This window comes from Mesorhizobium sp. M0854 (assembly GCF_040319815.1).
Lineage (GTDB): Bacteria > Pseudomonadota > Alphaproteobacteria > Rhizobiales > Rhizobiaceae > Mesorhizobium.
Map to the genome: position 1 here is coordinate 80251 of NZ_JAMYOL010000018.1, position 16445 is coordinate 96695.

Genomic DNA, 16445 nt, shown 5'->3' on the forward strand with positions numbered 1-16445 from the left:
CTCTTTCAACGCGGCCGCTGCTTTTTCGTCGCGCCCGGTATCGCCGCTTCGATTACCTTTTTCATGACGCTCGGCAGCGCTTCCCCGGAAATTTCATGGGCCAGCGACCAGAAATGCCCGACCGGGGCGGCACTGTCGGTGTCCGCCTTGAACACGTCGAGTTCAAGCGCAAAATGGGTGAAGACATGGCCGATGCGTCCGGCCTGCCGCCAGTTGCCGGGGAAGGGGGCTGCCGCTTCCGTGGTGGCGCCGTCTATGCGCGCCGTCCAGCCGGTCGTCGGCACCTCAGTCATGCCGCCGAGCAGGCCTTTGTCCGCGCGCTTGCGCAGAAGGATGGCGCCGTCGCGCCTGACGGCAACGAAGGCGGCACCGCGGCGTAAGGGTCTTTCGGCCTTGGGCAGGCGGACCGGAAAGCGTTCGGGGTCGCCCGAGGTCGTGGCGCTGCAGCCCTCGCGAACGGGGCACAGCATGCAGCGGGGCTGGCGCGGCGTGCAGATCGTCGCGCCCAGGTCCATCATCGCCTGCGCGAAGTCGCCGGGCCTTGTCGGGGGAACCATGCGTTCGACCTGGCCGCGTATCTCGCCCTTGGCTTCGCCCAGCGGCGTGGCGATCGAAAACAGCCGTGAGACGACCCGTTCGACATTGCCGTCGACGACCGCGGCTGGTCGGTCGAAGGCGATCGCTGCGATCGCCGCCGCCGTATAGGCGCCGATGCCGGGCAGTTCCTTCAAGCCGGACTCGCTGTCCGGAAAGCGGCCGCCTTGCCGCGCGACGAGATCGGCACAGGCTTTGAGGTTACGGGCGCGGGAGTAATAGCCGAGCCCGGCCCAGGCCTTCATGACGTCTTCGGTCGGTGCCGCCGCCAGCGCCTGGATCGTTGGCCATTTCTCTGCGAACGCCCGGAAATAGGATTTTACCGCCTCGACCGTGGTTTGCTGCAGCATCACCTCGGAAAGCCAGACCAGATAGGGATCGGGCCGCGCCCCGCCCGCCAGCGCGCGCGGCGAAACGCGCCAGGGCAGGTCGCGGTGATGCGCGTCGTACCAGCCAAGCAGCCGGGAGGCGATCTCGACATTGTCTCCGGATACGGCCTTGCGGATCTGGTCGTGCAGTGCCATTGATCGAGGGTCGGCCCTAATCCATTGGTGCTGAAGCTGGAGAACGCACATGGCAGGGAAAAGGCCCTTCGGCAATCCCGTTCCGGTGAGCGATCTCGCAACCGAGATCCTCGACCCGGTGCTGCGCAAACGGGCCGGTATGTCGATCGGACTGGTCCAGTCATGGGAAGAAATTGCCGGGCCGCGGCTTGCCGGCCGCTCGCGCCCGGAAAAGATCCAGTGGCCGCGCCGCATGCATGAGGACGATCCTTTCGAACCGGCGGTGCTGGTGATTGCCTGCGAGGGTGTAGCGGCACTGCATCTGCAGCACGAGACCGGCGAGATCATCAACCGGGTCAATGCCTTCCTCGGTTTCAATGCGATCGGTCGGATCAGGATCGTGCAGAAGCCGGTAATGGCGGGCAAGGACAAGCCGAAACCCAGTTTGCGGCCATTGACTGCGGCCGAGAAAGCGAAGCTGTCGGGCACCGTTGGTTTGATCGAGGACGGCGGGCTGCGCGCCTCGCTAGAGCGGCTTGGCGCCACCATTCTCGGTCAAAAGAAACCGTGATCTCGCGCTATCGTGATGGTATGCCCGGATTTGGCGATTGGAATAGGGGCGGTAATGCCTTAATTCGCGCCAACTCTCGCTTTTTGTAGACTTTGCATTGCAAAATCCAACTATTGCCAGGTGATTCGTATGATCCGTTCCTTGTCCCGCAGAAACCTTTTGACTTCGCTGGCCGCAATACCAGCGGTGGCGCTGCTTGCCGCCTGCAGCGACTCGGGCGAGAAAGCCGAGGCGCAGGATGTGAAGCCTGCGGCTCCGGAACCTGCGAAGCCGGCCGCTCCGGCCGCCGCGGCGGCGCCGGAGGCTCAGGGCACGGTCGATATGGCGGCACTGCTGAAGCCCGGCGCATTGCCCGACATGCAGCTCGGCAAGGACGATGCAAAGGTCACTATCGTCGAATATGCATCGATGACCTGCCCGCATTGCGCGCATTTCGCCGAGACCACTTTTCCGGAGCTGAAGACGAAATATATCGATACCGGCAAGGCCCGTTACATACTGCGCGAGTTTCCGTTCGATCCCAGCGCCGAGGCCGGTTTCATGCTGGCGCGCTGCTCCAAGGACAACTATTTCCCGATGGTCGACGTGCTGTTCAGGCAGCAGGCGAACTGGGTTGGTGTGAACAATACCAAGGACGCACTGCTGCAAATCGCCAAGCTTGCCGGTTTTACACAGGAGTCCTTCGAGGCCTGCTTGACGGACCAGAAACTTCTGGACGATGTGAGATCCGTCCAGAAGCGTGGCGCCGACGAATTCAAGGTCGATTCCACACCGACCTTTTTCATCAACGGAAAGACCTACAAAGGGGCGATGTCGATTGCGGAAATGTCGGCCATCATCGACCCTCTGCTCTGACGTTTCGGCAGCGCCGAAGCGGCGTCGCTTCGGCGTGCGCACTTCTTTGTCTTGCCGCGGGGTCTCCTTGCAAAACCGCGGAACAGCGTTGCGAAACTTGGCTATGGGCCGGCGCGAATGAAGTTCTCGCGCCTTCGCCTGCTCGGCTTCAAATCCTTCGTCGAACCCGGCGAGTTCGTCATCGAACGCGGCCTGACCGGCGTCGTCGGGCCGAACGGCTGCGGCAAGTCGAACTTGGTCGAGGCGCTGCGCTGGGTTATGGGCGAAAGCTCCTACAAGAACATGCGTGCGTCCGGCATGGACGACGTCATCTTTTCCGGCTCGGGAACGCGTCCGGCCCGCAACACCGCCGAAGTCACGCTGTTCCTCGACAATAGCGACCGCACCGCGCCGTCCGCCTTCAACGACGCCGATGAGTTGCAGGTCTCGCGCCGCATCGAGCGCGAGGCCGGCTCGCTCTACCGCATCAACGGCAAGGAGGCTCGCGCCAAGGACGTTCAGCTGCTGTTCGCCGACCAGTCGACCGGCGCCCGCTCGCCCTCGATGGTCGGCCAGGGCCGCATAGGCGAGCTGATCCAGGCAAAGCCGCAGGCGCGCCGCGCGCTGCTGGAAGAGGCGGCCGGAATTTCCGGCCTGCATACGCGCCGCCACGAAGCCGAGCTGCGGCTGAAGGCGGCGGAACAGAACCTCGAAAGGCTGGACGACGTCGTCGGCGAGCTGGAAAGCCAGATCGAAAGCCTGAAACGCCAGGCCCGCCAGGCCTCGCGCTTCAAGAACCTGTCGGCCGACATCCGCAAGGCCGAAGCGACGCTGCTGCATCTGCGCTGGACGCTGGCCAAGACGCAGGAAGGCGAAGCGCGTTCGGCGCTGGCGATTGCCACCGCGCTGGTCGGCGACCGTGCCGCCGCCCAGATGGCTGCCGCCAGGGAACAAGGTATCAACGCCCACCGGCTGCCGGACTTGCGCGATGCGGAAGCCGCTGCCGCCGCCGCCTTCCAGCGTCTGTCGATCGCCAAGGCGCAGATCGAGGAAGAGGCGGGCCGCATCCGCGCCCGCCAGGCAGAGCTCGACCGCCGACTGCAACAGCTCGATGGCGACCTTGCCCGCGAGGAGCGCATGGTCCGCGATAATGCGGATATCCTCGAACGCCTCGCCGCCGAAGAAGCCGCGCTCAATGCCGAAAACGCCGGCGCCGCCGAGCGCGAAGCCAGCACCCGCGCGGCTTTCGAGCAGGCGGCATCGACGCTTGCCTCGAGCGAGGCCAGGCTCGCCGCGCTGACCGCCGAACGGGCGGAGGCTGCCGCCTCGCGCAACCAGATCGAACGGACGCTGCGCGACACCGCTGAGCGCCGCGACCGCTTTGCCCGCCAGCTTGCCGATGTCGACCGCGAACTGTCGGAGATCGTCTCCAGGGTCGCCGGCCTGCCCGATCCCGCCGAGAAGCGGCTACTGGTCGATCAGGCGCTGGCGCTGCTCGAAAAGGCCGAGGCAGCCGCCATTGCCGCCGAACAGGCGGTCGCCGAGGCGCGTGCAGACGAAAGTGCTGCCCGCCCACCGGTTCAGGACACAAAGGCCGAGCTGGCGCGGATCGAAACCGAGGCACGCACGCTGGCCAAGATCCTCAACGCCGCCAGCGGCGATCTATTTCCCTCGGTGCTGGAGCAGATCAGCGTCGAGCGTGGCTACGAGACGGCGCTGGGTGCGGCGCTTGGCGAAGATCTCGACGTGCCGCTCGACCGCAGTGCGCCGGTGCATTGGGGCCAGAGCGAAATCCAGCCTGCCGACGCCGCATTGCCCGAAGGCATAAGGAGCCTCGCCAGCGTTGTGCGTGCGCCGGCACAGCTGGCCCGCAGGCTGGCCCAGATCGGCATTGTCGAAGCCGCCGACGGAAGACGGCTGCAGACGCTGCTTGCTCCCGGTCAACGGCTGGTCAGCCGCGAAGGCGCGCTCTGGCGTTGGGACGGCTTCACCGCCAGCGCCGATGCCCCGACCGCCGCCGCGCAGCGGCTGGCGCAGAAAAACCGGCTGGCCGAGCTCGATGCCGAAGCAGTCCATGCCACGCGCGCCCTGCGCGAAGCTGAACAAGCCCTTGCCCGGGCCGAACAGGCGCGTGCCCAGGCGAGCGAGGCCGAACGCAACGCCCGACAGGCCGGACGCGACGCCCAGCACGGGCTCGACGCTGCCCGCGATACGCTGGCCGAGGCCGAAAAAGCCGGCGGCGAGCTGTCGAGCCGGCGTGCCGCACTTGACGAGGCGCGCGCACGCATTGTCGACAGCCATGAGGAAACGGCGGCGGCATTCGTCGAGGCGGAAATGCTGCTGCAATACGCGCCCGATCTCGGCGACCTGCAGTTGCAGCTCGAGCAGTCGGCGGCCAATGTCGCCCGCGACCGCGCCGCCCTTGCCGATGCGCGTGCCGTTCACGAGGGCCTGAGGCGGGAAGCCGAGGCACGTGCGCGTCGGCTCGATGCCATCGGCGCGGAACGGCGCAACTGGATGGAGCGCGCCGAAAACGCCTCGACACAGATCGCGGCGCTCGGCGAACGCAAGGCGGAGGCCGAGGCCGAGCGCGAGCAACTGGCCGACGCCCCCGACGAGATCGACGCCAAGCGGCGCGCCCTGCTGTCGCAACTCGCCGAGGCCGAAAGCCTGCGCAAGGCAGCGGGCGACCGCTTGCAGGAAGCGGAGAACCGCCAGTCCGAGCTGGACAAGGCTGCGACTGCTGCCATCCAGTCGCTGGCCGAGGCGCGCGAATCCCGCGTTCGCGCCGAAGAGCGGCTGACCGCCGCCGACGAGCGTCGGCTGGAAGTCGAGGCGCGCATCCAGGAAACGCTGAACACGCCGCCGCATCTGGTGATCCGCCACACCGGCCTCGAACCCGACAGCCCGATGCCCGAAATGGCCGAGATCGAGCGTCAGCTCGACCGGCTGAAGGTCGAACGCGAACGGCTCGGTGCCGTCAATCTGCGCGCCGAGGAGGAGCAGAAGGAACTGTCGGACCGGCTGGAGACCATCGTCTCCGAGCGCGACGACATCATCGAGGCGATCCGCAAGCTGCGGCAGGCGATCCATAGCCTGAACCGCGAAGGCCGCGAGCGGCTGCTCGCCGCCTTCGAGGTGGTTAACGGCCATTTTCAACGGCTGTTTTCGCATCTGTTCGGCGGCGGCACCGCCGAGCTGCAACTGATCGAGTCCGACGATCCGCTCGAAGCGGGGCTCGAGATCCTGGCGCGTCCGCCCGGCAAGAAGCCGCAGACGATGACGCTGCTGTCCGGCGGCGAGCAGGCGTTGACGGCGATGTCGCTGATCTTCGCCGTGTTCCTGACCAACCCGGCGCCGATCTGCGTGCTCGACGAAGTCGACGCGCCGCTCGATGACCACAATGTCGAGCGTTTCTGCAATCTGATGGACGAAATGGCCGCAACCACCGAAACGCGCTTCGTCATCATCACACACAACCCGATCACCATGGCGCGCATGGACCGGCTGTTTGGGGTGACCATGGCCGAGCAAGGCGTCAGCCAACTGGTGTCGGTTGACCTGCAGGCGGCCGAAGCCATGCGCGAGGCAAGCTGACGCATCAGCTTAATGGTGGTCTCCACCTCGGCTTTCGACTATAGCACGACAAAATGGGCCGGATCTGCCGCTCCAGATACCGGCCCGGCTATGCGCGTGGAGAAGCTTGTTGCCTATACTTGTCACCGGAGCCGCGGGGTTCATTGGCAGCCACGTTTGCCACCATCTGCTCGACCGGGGAGAAGCGGTCGTCGGCGTCGACAACATGAACGACTATTACGACCTGGCGCTCAAAAAGGGGCGGCTTGCCGGCCTTCTGCCCCATAAGGATTTTTCGTTCCACCAGATCGATATTGCCGAACAGGGCGCGCTTGCAGCCGCTTTGGCCGGGCAAGGCATCGTTAGGATCGTGCACCTTGCCGCGCAGGCGGGCGTGCGCCACTCACTCGACAATCCGCGGCTCTATATCCGCTCCAATGTCATGGGCCACCTCGAAGTGCTCGAATTCTGTCGCGCCGAACCGGCATTCGAGCATCTGGTCTATGCCTCGTCGAGCTCGGTGTATGGCGGCAACCGCAGCGTGCCGTTCAGCGAAGCCGATCAGGTCGACAAGCCCGTTTCGCTTTACGCCGCCACCAAGAAAACCGATGAGTTGATGAGCCACACCTACGCCCATCTGTTCGGCATACCGCAGACCGGCCTGCGGTTTTTCACGGTCTACGGTCCCTGGGGCCGTCCCGACATGGCCTATTGGATGTTCACCCAGGCGATGCTCAAGGGCAAGCCGATCCGGGTCTTCAACAATGGCGAAATGTGGCGCGATTTCACCTACATAGACGATGTTGTGAAGGCGGTTGTCGCCGTGCTCGACAAGCCGCCGGCGGCTGACGTTCCGCCGAACAGGCTCTACAATGTCGGCAACAACCGGCCGGTGCGTCTGGGCGACTTCATCGACATTCTGGAAAGGCTGCTCAAGGTCAAGGCAATCCGCCACAACGAGCCGATGCAGGCGAGCGACGTCGAGAAGACTTACGCCGACATGACCGCGCTGGAGCGGGATTTCGGCTTCAGGCCTAGCGTTTCGATAGAGGACGGGCTGAAGAAGTTTGTCGACTGGTACCGGCCGTACTCGAAGCAGTGATTTGCACCGCTCGCCGTGATGCCGTCAAGCTGACATCTGAAGTGGGGCGCAAGTCGGTCCGCAAAAGCATCATTTTGTCCTAACATCCTGTTAACCACATGCTCGCTGAAACGTATCCGATTAACCTTTGAGGCGCTTATGACCGCTATGTTTCGTGGCTTGCTGTTCAGTATGAGCTGTGTGGATGTGCGGATTCGGGGGCTATTTCGGTTCAGTCCGGGATGCGGAAGCTTTGCTTGCGCGCATGACGTCTGCGATCGCCCATCGCGGGCCGGATGAACAAGGGAAATTCGTAGCGCCCGAGGCTGGACTTGGGCATGCGCGGCTGTCGGTGATTGGGATTGGTGATGGCCAGCAGCCGATGTCCGACGAAACCGGCAATTTGACGGTTGCGTTCAACGGCGAGATCTTCAACTACGTGGAATTGCGCGAAGGGCTGCTGGCCAAGGGCCGACGCTTCCGCACCTCGAGCGATACCGAAGTTCTCCTGCAGCTTTATGACGAGATGGGCGAAGACTGTCTGTCGCTCCTGAACGGTGATTTCGCCTTCGCGATTTGGGATAACCGGCGGCGGCGGATGGTGCTTGCAAGAGACCGCATGGGTGTTCGGCCGCTGTTCTACACCAGCAAGGACGGGGTGCTCTACTTTGCGTCGGAGATAAAGGCCCTGCTGACGGTACCCGGCGTCTCGGCCGAAATCGATCCGATTGCACTCGACCAGATCTTTACGCTGTGGGCGCCGATCGCTCCCCGCACGGCTTTCCGCAACATCCACGAGCTGGAGCCGGCAAGCGTGATGATCGCGACACAGGGGCAAGTCACGGTCAAACCATATTGGCACCTAGACTACCCGTATCCGGATAGGCCATCGAAGATCACCAATGAGGACGACGCGGCCGAGGAACTGCAGGCCCTGTTGACCGACGCGGTGAGGCTTCGCATGCGCGCCGACGTGCCGGTCGGTTCTTACCTTTCGGGCGGGCTCGATTCATCCCTCGTTTCGGCACTCGCGGCCGGCATGACTCCTCTTAAGCTGCAGACATTTTCCGTGACGTTCGACAGCGCCGAGCATGACGAAAGCGCCTTCCAGACCGAAATGGCGTCAGCACTTGGCACGCGCCATCGAACCATTGCGTGTCGTGCCGGCGATATCGCCGGTGTGTTTCCCGAAGTCATCCGCTTTACCGAGCGGCCGATCATCCGCACGGCCCCAGCCCCCCTCTATCAACTGTCCGGCCTCGTTCGCCAGGCCGGTTTGAAAGTAGTGCTGACAGGCGAAGGCGCCGACGAGCTCTTTGCCGGCTATGATGTCTTCAAGGAAGCGCGGGTTCGCCGTTTCTGCGCGCGACAGCCGGCATCGCGCATAAGGCCACAACTGTTCCGCAAGCTTTATCCCTATCTGCCGGGCCTGCAACAGCAGTCCGTGGAATACCTGGCTGCGTTCTTCGGAACCGGCAGCGCTGCCCTGGACGATCCGCTGTTCTCGCATCGGCCGCGTTTCAAGACCACATCAGCGGCGAAGATGTTCTTTTCCGGTGACCTGCGCGCGACATTGAAGGGGTATGACGCGGCCGAGGACCTGGCCAGCCGGTTGCCTGAGGCGTTTTCCCGGTGGCATCCGCTGCATCAGGCGCAATATCTAGAAACCCGCTTCCTCCTGCCGGGCTACATCCTCTCCAGCCAGGGCGATCGCATGGCCATGGCGCACGGTATCGAAGGGCGGTTCCCCTTCCTTGACCATCGCTTGGTGGAGTTTGCGACAAGACTTCCGCCGGAGATGAAGCTGAAGGGACTGGTGGAAAAACACATATTGCGCAAAGCTGCCAAGCACCTGCTTCCGACGGCCATCCGCGATCGCACCAAACAGCCTTACCGGGCGCCGGAAGCCCGCTCCTTCGTGGGAGCCGGAGAATTGGACTACGTACGCGACTCGCTGAGCGAGGCGAGTATCGCCTCCGGAGGACTATTCAACGCCAAGGCGGTGGCGAACCTGCACGAGAAATGCCGCTTGCAGCCAGCGTCCGGATTCCGCGACAATGCGGCTTTCGTCGGCATTTTGTCGGCGCAACTGTGGCAGAAGATTTTCACCGGCGAAAAGGTCGGTGAAGCACGAGCGGCCTGAGAAATCGAGGGAATGAAAAATCATGGTAGCAATCAAGGACAAGGTCAAAACCTTTATCGTCGACAACTTCCTGTTCGGCGACACGTCCTACGAGCTTGCAGACACCGCATCACTGATCGAGAACGGCATCATCGACTCGACGGCCGTGTTGGAGCTAGTGGCATTCATAGAGGATGATTTTGGCATAGCCATGGTCGATGCCGACATCGTACCGGCCAATCTGGATTCGATTGACCGTATCTCAGCCTTCGTCAAGGCAAAAGCAGAAGCGCTGGCAGCATAGGCGCCATCGGTGAGGAGCGTCCGTGCGGATCGAACATTTTCTGACGGCGAAGGCCGCTGCCCATCCAGCCAAAACGGCATTGATCACCGAGCACAAAAGGCTGTGCTACAAAGAGCTGGACGATCTCTCGAGCCGCTTGGCCGCCGCCCTTTTTTTGAATGGCGTCAGGCGCGACGACCGGGTGCTGATCTTCATGGACAATTGCTGGGAGGCTGCGGTTTCGATTTTCGCAGTTCTTAAAGCAGGCGCGACTTTCAGTCCGATCAACGCATCCACCAAGGCCGAAAAGCTAGCCTACATCATCGCCGATTGCGATGCCGCCGCGATCCTCACGCAAGCAAGACTGATGCCCGTGGTCGCCGAGGCGTCCGGATCCTCCGGCAAGACGTCCTCCGGCAAGACCGGCATCTTCGTGGCTTCCACCGTTGCTGCCGATAGCCAATGCCCGGCAGGGGCCACATCCCTGGCGGAGTGCTTGACGGTCCAAGTCAGGGAGATTGACCATCGCGGCGTTGACGTCGATCTTGCGATGCTGATCTACACCTCGGGCTCGACCGGCCGGCCCAAGGGTGTGATGATGACGCACCGCAATTGCGACGCGGCGGCCGACTCCATCACCAACTACCTGCGCAACTCGCCCGACGACATCATCTTGAATGTTCTGCCCCTCGCTTTCGACTACGGCCTCTATCAATTGCTGATGGCCGTCAGGCTCGGCGCCACGCTCGTGCTCGAGAAGTCCTTCGCTTTTCCCCAGGCGGTCTTTGAACGCATCCGCCAGGAAGGCGTCACCGGGCTTCCGCTCGTGCCCACGATGGCAGCGATGATTCTGCAGATGAGGGACCTGGCGCCGGGCTTCCTGCCCAGCCTTCGCTATATTTCCAACACGGCGGCTGCCTTGCCGCCGCCTCACATAGAACGCCTTCAGTTCCTTTTCCCCGGTGTCAGGCTCTATTCGATGTATGGCCTGACGGAATGCAAGCGCTGCACCTATCTGCCGCCCGAGGAGCTCGAGCGCCGGCCGGGCTCGGTCGGAATAGCCATTCCGAACACCGAAGCCTTTGTCGTCGACGACGAGGGGCAACGGGTGCCGCCGGGCGTAGCGGGTGAGCTGGTCATTCGCGGGCCGCACATCATGCAGGGTTATTGGCGAAACGAAGCTGCGACGGCACGAGCCCTGCGCCCGGGTCCGAACCCTTGGGAGAAGGTTCTCTACACCGGCGATCTTTTCAGGGCCGATGAGGAAGGCTTTCTTTATTTCGTCGGCCGCAAGGACGACATCATAAAGTCGCGGGGAGAGAAGGTGGCGCCCAAGGAAGTGGAAGCCGTGCTTCACGCTCATCCGGGCATCGCGGAAGCGGTGGTTGTCGGTGTGCCGGATCCCGTGCTCGGGCATGCGATCGGCGCAGTTATAGTACGGTCCGACCCGGCGCTTACCGAAAAGGATATCATACGTCACTGTGCACGCCACCTTGAGGACTTCATGGTCCCCAAGGTCGTCGAGTTCCGCCGCGAGCTGCCGAAGACCGATACCGGCAAGGTCAGCCGTCGGCTTGCGGCAGAAACCATGGAGGCCGCGCAATGAATGTTCGCCCGACCGAGGATGCGCGGACCTTTCTGGCGCAGGCTCTGGCAATCGACCTGATCACCGAAACGGACCGTATCGTAACGGCCTTGCGCCAGCAGTTGCGCGGGCTTCGCAAGCGGGGCCTTGTGCTCGGTCTTTCGGGCGGGATCGATTCGAGCGTGTCGGTCGCGTTGGCGGTACGAGCCGTTGGCCCCAAGAATGTGCTTTGCCTGTTCATGCCGGAAAGCGATTCCGATCCTGAAAGTCTGCGGCTCGGCCGCCTCGTCGCCGAAACTTTCGGTGTCGAGGCTGTGACGGAGGATATCGGGCCGATCCTGCGCGCAATGGGCTGCTACAGGCGTCGCGACGCCTTCATCCGCGAATTGGTCCCGGAATACGGCGAAGGCTGGGCTTCGAAGATCGTGATCGCGAACGCCCTTGAGGGCGGGGGCTACAATATCTCGTCCCTGGTGGTGCAAGACCCGGAGGGCAAGCAGACGAAACTGAGAATGCCGCTGCCTGTCTATCTCGGCGTCGTCGCCGCTACCAATATGAAGCAGCGCACCCGCAAGCAGATTGAATACTATCATGCGGATCGCCTGAACTTCGCCGTTCTTGGAACCCCGAACCGGCTGGAATACGATCAGGGTTTCTTCGTGAAGAACGGTGACGGCGCCGCGGACGTCAAGCCGATTGCCCACCTCTATAAAACACAGGTCTATGCGCTTGCGGCCCATCTCGGTATTCCGGAAGAAATCCGCAACCGGCCTCCGACCACCGATACCTACTCGCTGGCGCAGACCCAGGAGGAGTTCTACTTCTCGCTTCCCTATGACCGTATGGATCTTTGCCTTTACGGTCTCAACAACGGCGTGGCGGCTGAGGTGGTGGGGCAGGCGGCGGGGTTGGCCGCCTCACAAGTGGAACACGTCTGGGCCGATATCATCGCCAAACGCAAGGCGACGCGTTATCTGCACATGCGTCCGCAACTCGTCGAGGAAGTCGAAGAACTCGGTACCTGACCTGCTTCGAGACCGGCCACGTCCCAGGCCGCCGTCATGGCCGAGATGGGCGGGAAGTTGCCGTTCGTCTCATCTGCGAGAACGAGCACGTTGCGCCATATCCGGACCCGTGCCAGTGATGCCGTGAATGTTAAGTCTCGGCTCCGATGCCGACGTTCCGCCCGAGTTCGAAGACTGACCGCGACCGTTCTGCGGCCTTCGCATCGACAGCGCCAATGAGCGGCGTCCCACATCCCACTCCTTGTGTCCATTGGGAGGGGTCGTTGTGGACCAAGCCCTACTACCCAGGCTTGTGACGAAGCCGATCCAGCGCGTCTCGAAGTGCATTGGCGGCATCGCCACGCTCGTCAGGGGACATCAGCTCAGGTTCAAGTTCCAACCTGAAGTGCGGCAGCTCGGTTCGAACAGCACGACGAGCGGCCGCCAAATTGGCCTTCAGATCGATGACGCGGTAGGTGGCGACGGGATAGGCGATCCCCTTGACCTGGACTTGCCCCAGTTCTTCACAGTCGATTGCGTCCTTCACTTGCGCAAACGTCTCGTAGGAAATGAGGATTGTCCCCGGCGGCGCCTCCTGCTCCAGGCGCGAGGCGAGATTCACGGCGCCGCCGATTATCGTGTAGTCCATCCGGTCCTCGCTGCCGAAGTTACCGACGGTGCAGTAGTCGGTATGGATGCCGATGCGACACCGCAGCGGTGTTTCGATCCCCATGTCCCGCCAGACTTCGGCAAGCTCGCCAATCCGCTTTTGCATTGCAAGTGCCATCTGCGCGCAAGCCAGCGCGTCCTCCTTGACGCCGCGAGTCTCGGGATCGCCGAAAAACATCAGGATCGCGTCGCCGACATATTTGTCGATCGTAGCGCCGTGATCCGAAGCAATTTTCGACATTTCCGTCAGATAGTGATTGAGGAGTTGGGTGAGATCCTCGGATTCCATTTTGTCAGTGGTCTCGGTAAAGCCCGCGATATCGGAGAAGCATATTGTCAGTTTCTTCCGCTGGCTGGCGATCCTGACCTCCTGGCGGCCGGTGAATATCGAGCGATACACTTGGGGCGCCAGATACTTCGCCAGCTTGCTGGAAAGCGCCTCCAGAATCACGGATTTCTCGGCGAGGTTCTCCTCCCTTTGCTTCAGCTCAGTGATATCCGAATAGACGGCGACCGTGCCGCCGGCGCTGATCCGCCGCTCGCTGATCATGACCCATCGCCCGTCGCCTCGCCGCTGCACCCAAGGTTCGCCAGGGTTGCGGTGCCGCGAGAGGCGCTCGGCGACCCACTCCTCGACCCGCCCCTCGGCGTCCCTGATGTAGCCGCGCTCAGCGGATCGGCGAATGATTTGCTCGAATGTCGTGCCGGGCGTCAGTTCGGTCTCCAGACCGGTGTAGAGCAATTCGCGGTAGCGGCTGTTGCTGAGGACGAGCCGGTCCTCCCCGTCGTACAGAGCGAATCCTTCGGAGATGCTTTCGATGGCATCGATGAGCCGCTGACGAGCTTCCGCAACGTCGCGCAGGTTCTTTTCCTCGACCTCGACAGCAGTATCCCGGAAAAGTCTCAGCGCTTTGGCCATACGCCCGATTTCGTCGCTGCCCGCGGCTGGCAGCGGCGCACGAAGGTTGCCCCCCGCAATCGCGAGCATGCCCTGGCTCACGGCCCCCAGTCGGGCGAGGAGGCTGCGGTCGACATAGAGCCAGACAACCAGAACCGAACTCAGGAGGCTGAGGAAGGCGGAGCCGAGCACAACCGCGGTGCCGTAGCGCTGGACGAGCGCGGCTTCGCGACCGGACGCAGCGATCTCCTGGTCTGCCGTGGCGACCAGCCGATCGACGCCAGCGGTGAGATTGCGCGACAGTCGATTGTTCTCGGCCAGAAGCCTTTCGCCCTGTGCCAGGACAGCAAACTCGTCCTCCCGCGCCTTGGGGATGCTGTCCTCGCCGTCGGTCAAGCCCTTGAACTCATCGACACGCTGCCGAAAGCGGGTCCGCAGCTTTTCGTCGATCTCCGTGGAGACCTTTTCAAGAGCAGTGAGCGAACGGCGTAGCGGAAAAAGGATCAACGCCAGGTCGCCCGGCGTCGGCGCGTTCGCGACCTTCACCAGCGCGTCGTTGACTGCCGAGATCTCCAGCTGCGCCTTCTGCTGGGGGATGTAGGCCGCAATCGCCTGGACCAGGTCGGCCATCGCCGCTGCGCGTCGATCGGGCGACAGCGACGTGTCGGCCGCGACCGCCCGCCATTGCGGCAGCCTGGAATCCATCACTAGGATGCCGGTGGCGACAAGGCGCTGGCTTCCGGTTGTCGTCGCGGCGAGGCGGTTCAGGAGCTCCTCCTTGCGGGCGACCACGTCGAGCCGGGCGACAACAAGAGAGTCGAGCTCCTTCAGGTTGCGCCTCAGAACAATCGCGGCTTCCTCAATCTCGGCCAAAGGCACTGTGCCCAACGTGGCATCCCGGAGGTCCGTGCGCAGGGCCTCGAGGCGGGACATCTCGAGCGCGACGGCAGCCGAGACCTCGCTGTGCTGAGCCCTGCTTGTCGCTGCCAGCACCGATGGCGCGGCAGCAGCGACCCGTTCGGCTTGGCGCGACAGCTGGAGGGAGGCGAGCGCCGACGGCACTCGATCCGTGGTAATTCGGTCCACGACGTCGCCAACCTGGAGGAAGGCATAAAGCGCCGCAGCGGTTGCCAGCACCGCAAGGGCGCTGATCCCGAAAAAGGCGAGCAACAGCCGGCCGCGTATGCCGAGGCGTTCAAGCATCTCGGCGAGTCGGAACAGTCCGGCCACACTGGTCTGCATCAGACTAGACATCTCAGCCGGCACGCCGGCGATCAGCGAACCCTATTCAACCGGCACGTACTCTCCGCCGCGCCAGACGTACCAAACCCAGCTCTGCTTGGTGAGGTCGCCCTTGTCGTCGAAATCGACCCGGCCGATCACGGTGTCGAATTCCTGTTCGTGCAGTGCCGCAATGACGGCCTTCGGCTCCAGCGAACCTGCCTTCGAGACCGCCTGGGCCCAAACCTGGACCGCGCAGTAGCTCAACAGCGTGTAGCCCGCGGGTTCGAAATTCTCCGCACGGAACTGCTCAACGACCGCGGCCGCTTCGGGGCTTCGCCTCGCGTCCGCCGGGAACGTGAAGAGGGTCCCCTCCGCGGCGGGGCCGGCGATCAGGGCAAATTCCTCGGTCGCCAAAGCATCTCCGGATATGAGCTGAACCGTGTAGCCACTGTCGTGTGCAGCGCGAGCAATCAGCGCAACCTCGGCATGATACCCACCCACATATAAGGCGGAGACGCCGGCGGTCTGCAACGTAGCGACCTCGGCCGAATAGTCGTCCTTCCCGGGAATGTATGCGTCGTAAACGGCCTCAGTCACGCCCCGCTTGTGCAGCTGCTTCCTCGTCTCGTCGGCGAGACCCTTCCCATAGGTCGAGTTGTCGTGGAGGATCGCAATCTTCTTGTTGCCCCAGCGATCGGCAAGGTAGTTGCCAGCGATGAAACCTTGCGCGTCGTCGCGGCCAATGGTGCGAAAGACATTGGCACGGCCCTGTTCGGTCAGCTGCGGATTGGTCGAGCCTGGGGATATCTCAACGACGCCCGCCTCCTCGTACACTTTTGATGCGGGGATCGAGGCCCCGGAGCAATAATGCCCGACGACGAGCACGACCCCGTCAGCCACCAGCTTTTTGGCGGCCGCCACAGCTTGCTCGGGATCGCAGAAGTCGTCGACCGAGATGAGCCTCACCTTCTGGCCGAGCACGCCGCCCGCCGTGTTGACGTCGGCCACTGCCATCTCCGCGCCGCGCTGTCCCTGCTCGCCGATCCAGGCGAGCCGTCCCGTCATCGCAGACGAGACACCGATCAGCACCTCCGCCCGCGCGGAACTGAACGCGGCCGCGAGAACTAAGATCGCTATGGCGATGATGCGGTGCATGTGTGCACCCCCTTAACTGTAGCTTACGCCAATCCCGTCAAAGCCGACAGCCCCTTCGGCAAGCGCGGCTGTCTCGGGCTGATATTGCAGCGCACACCCCAATTTGGCGAAGCAATCATACACTGGAATGGCGTGTCACAACTTCGTTCGCTGAGGTCGGAATCGCGCGCCAAATCCGGACGTTACCACTGACCGGAGTGAGCGTCGTGATTGGGTCAGATCGCGTCATGCGACGCTCCCAACTGGATGACGGCAAAGGGTCGATAGTGTTGAAAAAGTCCGGGTTGCAGCAGTCCTGAAGCACTGATTCAATCTTCGTCGTAAGAGGAGATTGAGTCGATGATGG

General features: G+C 63.0%; 11 protein-coding genes. 8 read left to right on the plus strand and 3 right to left on the minus strand.

Annotation, left to right across the window (positions count from 1 at the left end):
• Positions 1-5 precede the first annotated feature (5 nt).
• Positions 6-1118, minus strand: coding sequence for an A/G-specific adenine glycosylase (gene mutY / locus NKH99_RS23430; protein WP_353015802.1), 1113 nt, complete (start codon positions 1116-1118; stop codon positions 6-8).
• 49 nt (positions 1119-1167) lie between these two features.
• Here mutY and NKH99_RS23435 point away from each other — a divergent pair, with 49 nt between their 5' ends.
• The 8 genes from NKH99_RS23435 (at position 1168) to nadE (ending at position 12174) form a co-directional block, all read left to right on the plus strand.
• Complete coding sequence (locus tag NKH99_RS23435) at positions 1168-1668, plus strand: DUF721 domain-containing protein (protein ID WP_023674157.1); 501 nt, start codon at positions 1168-1170, stop codon at positions 1666-1668.
• 129 nt (positions 1669-1797) lie between these two features.
• Positions 1798-2523, plus strand: a complete 726-nt coding sequence (locus tag NKH99_RS23440; protein ID WP_023674158.1) for a DsbA family protein — start codon at positions 1798-1800, stop codon at positions 2521-2523.
• Positions 2524-2640: 117 nt separating this feature from the next.
• Positions 2641-6099: a chromosome segregation protein SMC gene (gene smc, locus NKH99_RS23445; protein WP_352969318.1), complete on the plus strand. Its 3459-nt coding sequence runs from the start codon at positions 2641-2643 to the stop codon at positions 6097-6099.
• Positions 6100-6208: 109 nt separating this feature from the next.
• Positions 6209-7180, plus strand: coding sequence for an NAD-dependent epimerase/dehydratase family protein (locus NKH99_RS23450; protein WP_352470637.1), 972 nt, complete (start codon positions 6209-6211; stop codon positions 7178-7180).
• 184 nt (positions 7181-7364) lie between these two features.
• The gene (gene asnB / locus NKH99_RS23455; protein ID WP_353015806.1) at positions 7365-9302 is read left to right on the plus strand and encodes an asparagine synthase (glutamine-hydrolyzing); all 1938 of its coding nucleotides are present in this window, start codon (positions 7365-7367) and stop codon (positions 9300-9302) included.
• A gap of 19 nt (positions 9303-9321) precedes the next feature.
• Complete coding sequence (locus NKH99_RS23460; RefSeq protein WP_352470706.1) at positions 9322-9585, plus strand: acyl carrier protein; 264 nt, start codon at positions 9322-9324, stop codon at positions 9583-9585.
• A gap of 22 nt (positions 9586-9607) precedes the next feature.
• Complete coding sequence (locus NKH99_RS23465) at positions 9608-11170, plus strand: class I adenylate-forming enzyme family protein (protein ID WP_353015808.1); 1563 nt, start codon at positions 9608-9610, stop codon at positions 11168-11170.
• On the plus strand, positions 11167-12174 hold the full coding sequence (gene nadE / locus NKH99_RS23470) for an NAD(+) synthase (protein ID WP_353015810.1): 1008 nt from the start codon (positions 11167-11169) through the stop codon (positions 12172-12174). The genes NKH99_RS23465 and nadE overlap by 4 nt, the downstream gene beginning before the upstream one ends.
• 280 nt (positions 12175-12454) lie before the next feature.
• Here the strand turns inward: nadE and NKH99_RS23475 are convergent, their stop codons facing one another.
• Together NKH99_RS23475 and NKH99_RS23480 are read right to left on the minus strand one after the other, a co-directional pair.
• Positions 12455-14923 carry an adenylate/guanylate cyclase domain-containing protein gene (locus NKH99_RS23475; protein ID WP_353015816.1) on the minus strand — a complete coding sequence of 823 codons (2469 nt, stop codon included), beginning with the start codon at positions 14921-14923 and terminating at the stop codon, positions 12455-12457.
• A gap of 81 nt (positions 14924-15004) precedes the next feature.
• A complete protein-coding gene (locus NKH99_RS23480; protein WP_352969311.1) occupies positions 15005-16099 on the minus strand; it encodes a branched-chain amino acid ABC transporter substrate-binding protein in 1095 nt (364 codons plus the stop codon).
• Positions 16100-16445 lie beyond the last annotated feature (346 nt).